Origin of the sequence: Halalkalibacter lacteus, assembly GCF_036663595.1 — a bacterium.
In the GTDB taxonomy this organism is placed as follows: Bacteria; Bacillota; Bacilli; order Bacillales; family Bacillaceae_D; genus Halalkalibacter; species Halalkalibacter lacteus.
In genome coordinates this window covers 1-257 of record NZ_JAWRVL010000308.1, presented here as the reverse complement: position 1 = coordinate 257, position 257 = coordinate 1, and the positions used below count along the sequence as shown (strand labels likewise).

Below are 257 nucleotides of genomic sequence, written 5' to 3'. Positions count from 1 at the left end.
GCCCGGGCCACGCCGACTACGTGAAGAACATGATCACGGGCGCGGCGCAGATGGACGGCGCGATCCTGGTGGTGTCGGCGGCCGACGGCCCGATGCCGCAGACGCGCGAGCACATCCTTCTGGCCCGTCAGGTGGGCGTACCAGCGCTGGTGGTGTTCCTGAACAAGGTCGACATGGTCGACGACGAGGAGCTTCTCGAGCTGGTCGAGCTGGAGGTGCGCGAGCTTCTGTCGAAGTACGACTTCCCGGGCGACGAC

General features: G+C 66.9%; 1 protein-coding gene. It reads left to right on the top strand.

The window, feature by feature from the left end:
* A partial coding sequence (locus SAZ04_RS22465) for a GTP-binding protein (protein WP_332699900.1) occupies window positions 1-257 on the top strand: 257 nt, incomplete at both ends.